The following is a 10,640-nucleotide window of genomic DNA, read 5'->3' as shown; positions in this document are numbered from 1 at the left end:
CGATTGCTGTTCGGGACCTTGAAAAAGCAAAACGTTTTTGTGGCGCGGTTTTGGCACCCATAGGGTTATCCATGCTTGTCGAACGGGAAACCACAGCAGGTTTTGGGAAGGCTTATCCAGAATTCTGGCTGAATGAACGGCTGGACATGAGACCGATATCAAAAGAAACGGGTTCTCATATTTGCCTGCGGGTTAAGGGAGCCGAGAATGTTGAGGAATTTCATGAGATAGCGATCGCACAAGGGGGCGAAAGTGCAGGACTGCCGGGAATACGTCAGGCCGCTCAGACCGAGTATTTTGGTGCGTTCATCTTTGATCTCGACGGAAATAAAATCGAGGCGGTCAGTTTTTAGTCCTTTTTCATTTCTGACATGCTGAACGTACCAAATCGTTCTTTATTCATCCGGATCGTTCTACAAGATTAAGACAAAAAAAGCCGGCATTGCTGCCGGCTTTTTCCGTTTGATCAGCAAGGGGTTACGCCATTGCTTTTTTCAGGTTTGAATCAATCGCGTCCAGGAACTGGTTTGTTGTCAACCAGGACTGATCTGGTCCTACGAGTAACGCAAGGTCTTTTGTCATTTCGCCGCCTTCAACCGTTGCAACACACACTTTTTCAAGTGTTTCTGCAAATTTGGCAAGTTCAGCATTGTCATCCAGTTTGGCACGGTGCAGAAGGCCGCGTGTCCAAGCAAAGATAGAGGCAATTGGGTTGGTTGATGTCTCATTGCCTTTTTGATGTTCGCGGTAGTGACGGGTAACCGTTCCGTGGGCCGCTTCGGCTTCAACCGTCTGTCCATCCGGTGTCATCAGAACAGATGTCATCAGGCCGAGTGAACCAAAGCCCTGAGCAACCGTATCGGACTGAACGTCACCATCGTAGTTTTTACAAGCCCATACGAATTTACCGTTCCATTTCATGGCACACGCAACCATATCATCGATCAGACGATGTTCGTATGAGATACCGGCTTTTTCAAAGCTGTCTTTGAATTCATTATCAAAAACTTCTTCGAACAGATCTTTAAAACGACCGTCATATTTTTTCATGATGGTGTTTTTTGTGGATAGGTAAACAGGCCAACCGCGGTTTAGACCATAGTTCATGCAGGCCCGTGCGAAACCGCGAATGGATTCATCCAGGTTATACATGCCCATGGCAACACCAGACGCAGGGAAATCAAAGATTTCGAATTCCTGTTCTTCACTGCCGTCAGCTGGTGTGTATTTCATGGTCAGTTTACCAGGGCCCGGGATCAGCATATCCGTTGCGCGGTACTGGTCACCAAAGGCATGACGTCCGATAACAATCGGATCTGTCCAGCCTGGCACCAGCCGAGGAACGTTGGAGCAGATGATTGGTTCGCGGAAGACAGTACCGCCGAGAATGTTCCGGATTGTACCGTTTGGAGAGCGGTACATTTCCTTAAGGTCAAATTCTTCAACACGCTCTTCATCAGGTGTAATGGTCGCACATTTTACGCCAACACCGTACTTCTTGATGGCTTCAGCGGCATCAACGGTAATCTGGTCGTTGGTAGCATCGCGGGATTCCATACCAAGATCATAATATTTCAGATCAATGTCCAAATAAGGAAGGATGAGTTTCTCTTTAATGAATTCCCAGATAATCCGGGTCATTTCGTCTCCGTCCAGTTCAACTACTGGATTAGCGACTTGAATCTTTGGCATGTCTAGATCCTTCTTTGCCTGATAAATTTTCGAATGATGGGCGCAAAATAGCATTGCCTGCGTATGGTGCAAGTTGCGTATGATAAAAAAGTGTAATTTTCTTACATTTTTGAGACATCTGGCTGTATTTCTGCATCAGGAGAGCGTTCAAGCGTCGGTAAAATTTCTTCCAGACTGTTTACAACCTCAAAAAGATCAAAAACTTCCTTCTCAACGAATCCCTGATCTATCATATGGTTCATCAAATCGATAAACGGACCCCAATAGTCCTGGTAGTTGACAAGAATGATCGGTTTGTCATGAAGTTTGAGTTGACGCCAGGTGATCATCTCAAACGTTTCATCAAGGGTTCCGATGCCACCGGGCAGAACGACAAACGCGTCAGACCGCTCAAACATCATCTGTTTGCGGCTATGCATGCTGTCCACAACATGAAGTTCTGTCAAATTTTCGTGACTGACTTCAATATCATGTAGATGACCCGGAATAATCCCTATAACATTTCCGTTGGCTTCAAGAGTTGCGTCTGCAATGATACCCATCAGACCGACATGTCCACCGCCATAGACCAGTTGGATGTTGTTGCCACCGAGTTGATGCCCCAGATCTTTCGCTGCTTTACTAAAGGCTGTATTTACAGGCATTCTGGAGCCACAGTATACACATAATGAAGAGATTTTTGTCATGAAGGTTTCCACTCGGTTTAAACGAAAATTCGTCGTTTTTCTTACCGCTTTTATTTGCGTTGCTGCAGCTATTACGTCAAGCCCTGTTTTTGCGGGCAAAGCAGATGTGATTGATGTTGTTATAAAAAAGACGGAAGCCGATATGTATCGTTTTTCTGTAACGGTACTGCATGATGATGCAGGGTGGGACCATTATGCAGATCGGTGGGATGTGCTGGATGAAAAGGGAACAATATTGGGAACCCGCGTTCTGATGCATCCTCATGATCATGAACAGCCCTTTACCCGGTCCATGAAGCTTTCCATTCCGATGCATGTCAAAACTGTAACAATTCGCGCACGGGATAAAAAAGACGGTTATGGGGGCGAAGTGATTACCAAAAAACTTCCAGACTGATAAAGGGTGTGCAGATGGCACCTTAAGACCAAGATCTGCGTTTATTATAACAATCAAAGGGAATGCTATGACACGAGAAACAGTTAGATTGGCTTTAGTAAGTATTTTGGGTGCTTCCATTACTGTTGGAGCGGCTATCGCACATTCAGAAACCACAGGGATCCCGGAAGCCGACGCGCGAATTGCCAAGATGAAAATGCTTGGTGAAAATATGCAAGCAATCGCTGCCGTGGCAAAGGGGGAGGCTGCCTACAGTCCTGACCTTAATAAAAATGCGGCACAGATCGTCAGTATTGGCAAGGAAATGCCGACGCTGTTTCCGGCTGGTTCAGGGGGCGAGAAAACCCGGTCAAAACCGGAAATCTGGACAAATAAAGAGGCATTTTCAAAATCAATTACCGCCTTTCAGATGGCCTCTGAGAGTTTACAAACAGCCGTTGCAACTGGCGATCAGGGAAAAATTGGCCAGGCATTAGGAGCTACAGGGAAAACCTGCGGCGGATGCCATAAACCGTTTCGGACACCTAAAGATCATTAAGGTCGGTTCTGATCCGTGAGCAAAATATCCAGAGTCATGATCTGTTCAATTTTTGGATGGATCATGCTTGGCTCAAATGGTCTGGCTCAGTCAATTGAAGAAGGGGCTTACCTGACCGCCGCTGCGGGGTGCAAAGCCTGCCATACGCAACCAAAGGGCGCCGGTCAGGAGTATGCTGGTGGCCGGGCGCTTGATACTCCTTTTGGAACATTTTATACCCCCAACATAACTTTTGATCCCGACACAGGTATTGGACGCTGGTCTGATGCTGATTTCGTCAAGGCGTTGAAAAAGGGGATTAGTCCGGAAGGGTTTCACTATTTTCCGGCATTCCCGTATACCAGTTATACCAATATGACGGATCGGGACGCTCGTTCCATCTATGTATATTTAAAAAGCCTGCCCCCCGTACAGGCCCCAAATAAGCCTCATGATGTGGGGGCTCCTTTTTCGTGGCGTTGGTTGCAGTGGGGGTGGAAAGTCCTGTTTTTTAAAGAAGGAGGCAGTTCCGTCCCGGTAATTAAGTCGTCAGCAGATCGAGGGAATTATTTGGTAAACGCCTTAGGGCATTGCGGGGAATGTCATACGCCCAGAAATGCACTGGGCGGGATTGATAACGACCTGTATCTTGCGGGCAGTACAAGCGGTGGTGAGGGGGAGCTTGTTCCGAACATCACCCCGGACAAAGAAACCGGAATAGGGGATTGGTCCAAACTGGACATGGTCAGTTTTCTGGAAACAGGTATGAAACCGAATTTTGATGATGTGCAGGGAACGATGGAAGATGTCATTACTCATGGAACATCCAAGCTGACGAAAGAAGATCGTACAGCCATTGCTGATTTTCTGTTTTCGGTCGCGCCCGTAAAAAACAAAGTGAAAAAATAGTCGAAAATCTTGAGGATAGACGCGCTAAATCAGTCTGTTGCGTCAATCGCGTCTAAGGTTCATACTGTTTCAAAATGGTAAACGGGTGAGGGTGCTGTGCGGGTTTTCGGAATTCTGGTTACATTATTGGTCATTGCGGGTTTGGGGCTTTTCTTCTGGCTATACGGGGATGGTGAACCTGAACTTGCAAATAAGGAAACACCAACTGCTTCCCCTGTTAAGAAAAAAGAGGAGAGGGTTGAACAGGCAACTGATCCGTCTGAACCGTCATCGCCGAAAGCGACCGCGAATATAGAGTTGCCGTCTGAACCGGCCCCCCAAGACCCGGATGGAAAACCTGTTATCATTACAAAAGAAGACAGTAAAACGGATACCACTTCGGGTATCGCGGCCATGGCAGCCCCTGCATTTGATGTTGTGCGGGTAGATAAGAATTGCGGTTTGTTGGTTGCAGGGACATCTGAGCCAACAGCCATTGTTCGAATTTTCGTCGGGGATACAGAAATCGGCAAGACACAGGCCAGTCGGCGGGGCGAGTGGATTTACCTGGCAACAGACCCCTTGCCAAAAGGCCCGCAGCAGATCAACGCAAAAGCCGTCAATCCAAATGGTCAGGAAGTGGAAACAGCCCGCATGGTCATCATGCAGGTGCCCGACTGCACCAAAGCGATTGAAGAACGGGCGCCCGCCATTGCCTTGCTGACACCGAAATCAGAGGATAAGAAAGAAGCTTTTAACAAGCGTATTTCGAAGCTTCTTCAGTTGCCTGAACCACAAGGGGATCGCACAGCAGCCAAAGATCTTTCCGTTGGCGCGATTGATTACAATGATAAAGGCGATGTCGCGCTTTCTGGCAAGGGAAAGCCCGGCAATGATGTGCAGGTCTATCTGGAGAATAAGCCTGTCGGAACAGCAACGGTGGATGAAAAGGGGAATTGGAGACTGGTTCCGGAAAAAGAAATCGAAGCCGGGAAATATACCTTGCGTGCAGATCAAACCGATCCAAAAGGGAAAGTAATTTCCCGTGTCGAAATACCGTTTAAACGGGAATCTGCGGATGATGTAATTCTTGCAAAAGGCGGTCTGGAAATTCGGGCGATTGTTCAACCCGGAAACAGTCTCTGGCGGATTGCCCGCCGCATGTATGGCGAAGGCACACATTACACCACAATTTATCAGGCCAATCAGGAACAGATTAAAGATCCAGATCTGATTTTCCCGGGCCAGATCTTTAAATTGCCATCAGAAGAAACCACCAACTAATCTGAACACCGATCGATCAGCGTTGGTGCCGGGCTACAGGGAGGCTCTACGAGAGTGCGCCCTAATGCCTTAATTTTAAAACAGTTGTTATTTTTCGTTTCAAACAGTGCCTGAGATTTTGGCGTCATCTCTACCGTCGTCTTCTGCCTGTTCTTTGGCAGGAGCACGGGATACGCCTGTATTTGGGGCGACGTTAAAATCCCGAGGGGTTGTATCAGAAGGGTGCTGCCATCCAACTTCCTTCGCAAGCTCTATATAGGGGCGAACCTGCAGCATGGACGTGACGACGGAGTTGAGCAACGCAAGGCCTGTCAGATCTTCTTCCAGCAGGTGGTCGATCATCAGGTAGATGTGGTGCCGTTTGGGCTCTAGAACGAATTTGATGTGGGGGTCGCCCGTTTCCCAAGCAACCAGATGAAGCAGTCTTTCCCGGAAATTCGGTTTTTCTGCCGTATAGGGTAAGGGCCCCAGCTCGCCAAGGATACGAATTCGGTGATTGTTTTCGATGAGATCCAGTTTGGCCGAAAAATGCATTCGATCCCAAACAAATCGGAAAGATAACGGAGCCTTGGGAGCAACCCAAATCTGCTTTTCGCTTCCCTCGTCAATAAGATTGTCAAATTTTGTGCTGGTTTTCAGCTCAATTTGTTGTTCAACCATCTTCTTTTTTAACCCAATACTTAATAAATAGGAGTCTGCGTCACACCCATGGTGTATGACTTTAGCGATAAGTGGTTAATATTCTGGTAACTGAAAGGGACAATCTATAGGGTAATTCTACGCTATTTCTGATCGGGGAAATGTTTAAAGCATATGAAGAATACCAATTTTGATAGTCATAGTGAAACCGAAAAAAGAAGCCATTTTTCTACGGCGATAACGTTGCTTGGATATATTTGGACAAAAGACCGAATGGACCTGAAAATCAGGGTTCTGATTGCTTTTACCTTTCTTCTGGCAGCAGAATTTGCGTCCATCTTCTCGCCCTATATTCTCAAATTTCTTGTTGATGATCTAACGCGCGATGGAAAGCCAAGTGATTATTTATTGGTGGTGCCGATTGCCTTGATCATTGCTTATGGCGCAGCGCGCGTTTTTCAACAGGCTTTCGGCGAGTTAAGAGACGCCATTTTTTCAAAAGTTGGGCAGAACGCAATTCGACAGGTTGCCTTGCAGACCTTTCGTCACTTGCACAGGCTTTCTTTGCGGTTTCATATGGATCGTCAAACCGGAGGATTAAGCCGGGTTATTGAGCGGGGCACAAAAGGGATCGATTTCCTGCTGCGCTTCATGTTGTTCAATATCATTCCAACCGTTCTTAAAATTATTATCATCTGTGGGATTATGTGGGTGGAATACGGGATCGCCATGTCGTTGATTACGGCGGTCACATTGTTTGGCTATATTTACTTTACGCTGGCTGTCACCGAATGGCGTTTAAAATACCGGCGCAGGATGAACGAAAAAGACAGCGAAGCGAACACCAAGGCGATCGACAGCCTGCTGAACTTTGAAACCGTAAAATACTTTGGCAATGAAGATCATGAAAGCAGCCGATTTGACAAGGCGATAGCCGGTTATGAAAAGGCCGCCGTTCAAAGTCAGACGACCCTTGCATATTTGAATATAGGTCAGGGTTTCATCATCAGTATCGGGATGGTTCTTGTCTTGTATATCTCCGCGAGTGGGGTTGTGGCGGGAACAATGACGGTTGGCGACTTTGTGGCAGCCCATGCGTTTTTAATGTTGCTTGTTCAACCGCTGAATTTTCTGGGTTTTGTTTACCGTGAGATCAAGCAAAGCCTGGTTGATATGGAAAAGATGTTCGAATTGCTGAGTGTCGGGCGGGAAATAGACGACAAGCAGGGGGCGGAGCCTTTGCCGGAAGGGGCTGGTGAGATCGAATTCAATGCCGTCAATTTCGGCTATGAGGAAAACCGCCAAATTCTCCATGATGTCTCGTTTAAGGTGAAGGCAGGACAGAAGGTGGCGATAGTTGGTCCTTCCGGCGCAGGAAAATCAACAATTTCCCGGATCCTGTTCCGTTTTTACGATGTAAATAGTGGCACCGTGACGATTGACGGCAAAAACATAGAGGATGTGACGCAACGCTCGTTACGGGCGGCCATTGGCATCGTCCCGCAGGATACGGTGCTGTTCAATGATACGATCCTGTATAATGTTGGATATGGCCGACCGGAGGCGAGCGAGGCTGAAATTCGTGAGGCGGCCCGCCTTGCCAGCATTGATAAATTCATTGAAAAACTGCCAGAGGGTTACGATACTATGGTGGGTGAGCGCGGGCTAAAACTGTCTGGCGGTGAAAAACAGCGAGTTGCCATTGCCAGGACGATTTTGAAAGGACCTCGAATTCTCCTGTTTGACGAAGCGACTTCAGCATTGGATTCCCATACAGAGCGTGAAATCCAGGAAAGCTTGAAAGAGGTTTCCAAAGACAGGACAACGCTTGTTATTGCCCATCGTTTATCGACGGTGGTGGATGCGGATGAGATTATTGTACTGGACGCCGGACGGATTGTCGAAAAAGGGAGCCATCAGGCCTTGCTGGACCAAAATGGTCAATATGCAGATATGTGGGCGCGCCAGCAAGAAGTCGCCGACTATCAGGAAAAATTGGAACAGGCGATGACCTGACCCCTAGTTGCTTAACCCGGAACCGTCGCATAAACGGATATTTTGGTTCTTTTTATCGGGTACTTACGGTATACGGCTATTATATAAAGAGTAATTCGAAAGACGAGAAATATGGATACACTGAAAACAGTAATGGTGCCGATTAACCGCGAAGGGTATCGGTTCGTTGCTATCTTTGCCGCCATTACCCTGCTTTTATTCCTTTTCACCTGGTCGTTTCTGGGATGGATTGGGGTTATACTGACATTGTGGTGCGTCTACTTTTTTCGCGATCCCGACAGGCATGTGCCTACCCGCGAAGGGTTGATTGTCAGCCCGGCCGACGGTGTTGTTCAATTGATAGAGCGCGCGGTCCCACCTGAAGAACTGGGAATGGGTTCAGACCCTTTGCTTCGGATCAGCGTTTTCCTGAATGTTTTCAACGTACATGTCAATCGTATCCCTTTGGGCGGTACAATTGTTAAGCAGGTTTACCGTCCGGGAAAATTCCTGAACGCTGCTTTGGACAAGGCGTCTGAGGAAAATGAACGCCATGCTGTTCATTTGAAAACGGAAGACGGAAAAGACATCGTCTTTGTTCAGATCGCAGGCCTGGTCGCACGCCGCATCCTTTGCCATCTGGTGGATGGACAGGAAGTAAAAACAGGAGAGCGTTTTGGTTTGATCCGCTTTGGTAGCCGGACTGATATTTATCTGCCAGAAGGGGTGGAGCCTCTCGTCGGCGTCGGTCAGAATATGGTTGGCGGTGAAACGGTTATTGCTGACTTAAAAGCAGAAAATGAAACACCTGTAGTGGTTGAGGTTCGATAAATGGCATTTAGTCGGCGCAGACGGTTTAGGGAATTACCGATCAATTCTTTAATTCCTAATATGTTGACCACACTTGCGCTTTGCGCGGGACTGACATCTGTTCGTTTTGCACTGGAAGAAAAATGGGAAATGGCTGTCGTGGCCATTCTTGTCGCCGGTGTACTGGACGGACTGGACGGTCGAATGGCCCGGCTTTTGAAAGGAAGTTCAAAATTCGGTGCTGAACTGGATAGCCTTTCAGATTTTGTCAGTTTTGGCGTGGCGCCGGCGATTGTTCTTTATCTTTGGACGCTCGATGCTGGTTTAGGGAGCTTTGGCTGGATCGTATCACTTGTATATACGGTTTCCTGCGGGCTTCGGCTAGCCCGATTTAATGCCATGCTGGAAGAAGATGTTCCTGCCTGGGAATCCCGGTATTTTACCGGGATCGCCGCGCCGGGCGGCGCATCAATTTCGCTTTTGTTCATGGTTGTTAGTTTTTACTCCGATGCCGAGATTTTCAAATCTGGTGTTTTGAACGGGGCCTGGTTGTTGTTCATGGCGTTTTTAATGGCTAGTCGAATTCCGACTTTTTCCATAAAACGCGCCCGTATCGCCCGCCGGTATATCATGCCGTTTCTGATCCTGGTCGGCGGAATGGCTGCCGTTATGGTGAGCTACCCATGGGAGTTTTTAACAGGTGTCGCCATTGTCTACCTTGGGACAATTCCTTTTGCGGTCGCAACCCATCGCCGGCTTGAAAAAGAAGAAGCCCTTAAGACTGAAAAGGTTGCAAGCCCCGCTGATGGTGATACGGCAGGGGACGCAGACACGAAAAATACTGATACCAATGCGGACACGGATAAAAAGTAATCAGGGATTGGCGGTCTTCAGCAGGTTACTGTAAAGAATGCGCGATCTTAGAATGACGATAAAAGAAAAGGGCGGCTGAATATCTCAGCCGCCCTTTTTTCATTCAGCGGGCTGAGCCGCTTGATTAATTTGCTTCTGGCGGAGGGCCTTCTTCTTTTTCCGGCTCTCAAAGAAAGAGCCCACATTGGCACCAACCATCAATAGGCTTGGGGTCACAATCAGCGTAAGGGCGGTTGCGAAGGTCAGGCCAAAGGCAACGGCCGTCGACAGCTGAACCCACCACTGTGAAGAGGGGGCTCCAGTGACCACCTCGCGTGTGAAGAAGTCAATATTGACCTGCATTGCCATTGGCAGCAATCCAAAGATCGTTGTTACCGTTGTCAGCATAACCGGGCGCAAACGCTGTGCCCCTGTTCGCAGGATGGCTTCCATTGCATCCATACCTTGCCGCCTTAAATGGGCGAAGGTGTCGATGAGAACAATATTATTATTCACCACAATACCGGCTAGTGAAATAACACCAACCCCCGTCATGACAATGCCAAAGGGTTGGCCAGTGACGATCAGGCCTACAAAAACGCCAATCGTGGACATTATTACCGCAGTGAGGATTAGAAACGCGTGATAGAAGCTGTTAAACTGGGTAACCAGAATAATCGCCATCATGAACAGTGCCACACCAAAAGCTTTTCCAAGGAAAGCCTGTGCTTTTTTCTGTTCTTCGTCTTCACCTTTAAAGGTGAAATTTACCGCTGGATCAATATTGGCTTCGTTGATCAGCCAGTTCTGGATCTCCTGAACTTTGTTGTCAACAAGGACCCCTTCACGAACGTTCGCTTTGACAGTCATAACCCGCTTA

The 10,640-nt window shown here is 47.8% G+C and carries 12 protein-coding genes; 8 read left to right on the top strand and 4 right to left on the bottom strand.

The genetic code is table 11. From position 1 onward, the window contains the following. Positions 1 to 2 precede the first annotated feature (2 nt). Entirely contained in the window at positions 3 to 353 is a 351-nt protein-coding gene (locus tag ACJAYR_RS17505; protein WP_415237795.1) for a VOC family protein, read from the top strand. A gap of 124 nt (positions 354 to 477) precedes the next feature. On the opposite strand, the gene ACJAYR_RS17500 is transcribed toward ACJAYR_RS17505, so the two are convergent. Further along, entirely contained in the window at positions 478 to 1,692 is a 1,215-nt protein-coding gene (locus ACJAYR_RS17500; RefSeq protein ID WP_415237794.1) for an NADP-dependent isocitrate dehydrogenase, read from the bottom strand. 101 nt (positions 1,693 to 1,793) lie between these two features. After that, a complete protein-coding gene (locus ACJAYR_RS17495) occupies positions 1,794 to 2,378 on the bottom strand; it encodes a TIGR00730 family Rossman fold protein (RefSeq protein WP_415237793.1) in 585 nt (194 codons plus the stop codon). On the opposite strand from ACJAYR_RS17495, the gene ACJAYR_RS17490 reads away from it, so the two are divergent. From ACJAYR_RS17490 to ACJAYR_RS17475, 4 genes are all read left to right on the top strand, one after another. After that, a complete protein-coding gene (locus tag ACJAYR_RS17490) occupies positions 2,377 to 2,775 on the top strand; it encodes a hypothetical protein (protein WP_415237792.1) in 399 nt (132 codons plus the stop codon). The two genes, ACJAYR_RS17495 and ACJAYR_RS17490, sit on opposite strands and share 2 nt — an antisense overlap. Before the next feature lie 67 nt (positions 2,776 to 2,842). Next, positions 2,843 to 3,313 (top strand): c-type cytochrome, encoded by a 471-nt coding sequence (locus ACJAYR_RS17485; protein ID WP_415237791.1) that lies wholly within the window; start codon positions 2,843 to 2,845, stop codon positions 3,311 to 3,313. Positions 3,314 to 3,376: 63 nt separating this feature from the next. Next, entirely contained in the window at positions 3,377 to 4,201 is an 825-nt protein-coding gene (locus ACJAYR_RS17480; protein WP_415237790.1) for a c-type cytochrome, read from the top strand. A gap of 96 nt (positions 4,202 to 4,297) precedes the next feature. Continuing rightward, positions 4,298 to 5,464, top strand: coding sequence for an Ig-like domain-containing protein (locus tag ACJAYR_RS17475; RefSeq protein WP_415237789.1), 1,167 nt, complete (start codon positions 4,298 to 4,300; stop codon positions 5,462 to 5,464). Positions 5,465 to 5,563: 99 nt separating this feature from the next. Here the strand turns inward: ACJAYR_RS17475 and ACJAYR_RS17470 are convergent, their stop codons facing one another. Then, entirely contained in the window at positions 5,564 to 6,124 is a 561-nt protein-coding gene (locus ACJAYR_RS17470) for a hypothetical protein (protein WP_415237788.1), read from the bottom strand. 153 nt (positions 6,125 to 6,277) lie between these two features. On the opposite strand from ACJAYR_RS17470, the gene ACJAYR_RS17465 reads away from it, so the two are divergent. From ACJAYR_RS17465 to ACJAYR_RS17455, 3 genes are all read left to right on the top strand, one after another. Beyond that, the gene (locus ACJAYR_RS17465) at positions 6,278 to 8,119 is read left to right on the top strand and encodes an ABCB family ABC transporter ATP-binding protein/permease (protein ID WP_415237787.1); all 1,842 of its coding nucleotides are present in this window, start codon (positions 6,278 to 6,280) and stop codon (positions 8,117 to 8,119) included. Between the two features lie 111 nt (positions 8,120 to 8,230). Further along, a complete protein-coding gene (locus ACJAYR_RS17460; RefSeq protein WP_415237786.1) occupies positions 8,231 to 8,929 on the top strand; it encodes a phosphatidylserine decarboxylase in 699 nt (232 codons plus the stop codon). Continuing rightward, positions 8,930 to 9,781, top strand: a complete 852-nt coding sequence (locus tag ACJAYR_RS17455) for a CDP-alcohol phosphatidyltransferase family protein (protein ID WP_415237785.1) — start codon at positions 8,930 to 8,932, stop codon at positions 9,779 to 9,781. A 99-nt stretch (positions 9,782 to 9,880) separates the two neighbouring features. Here the strand turns inward: ACJAYR_RS17455 and ACJAYR_RS17450 are convergent. Next, positions 9,881 to 10,640, bottom strand: a 760-nt coding sequence (locus ACJAYR_RS17450; protein WP_415237784.1) for an efflux RND transporter permease subunit, incomplete at its 5' end; no start/stop codon positions are given.

Source organism: Sneathiella sp. (genome assembly GCF_047631475.1).
Taxonomy (GTDB): Bacteria; Pseudomonadota; Alphaproteobacteria; order Sneathiellales; family Sneathiellaceae; genus Sneathiella.
This window is presented reverse-complemented; position numbering and strand designations above follow the sequence as displayed.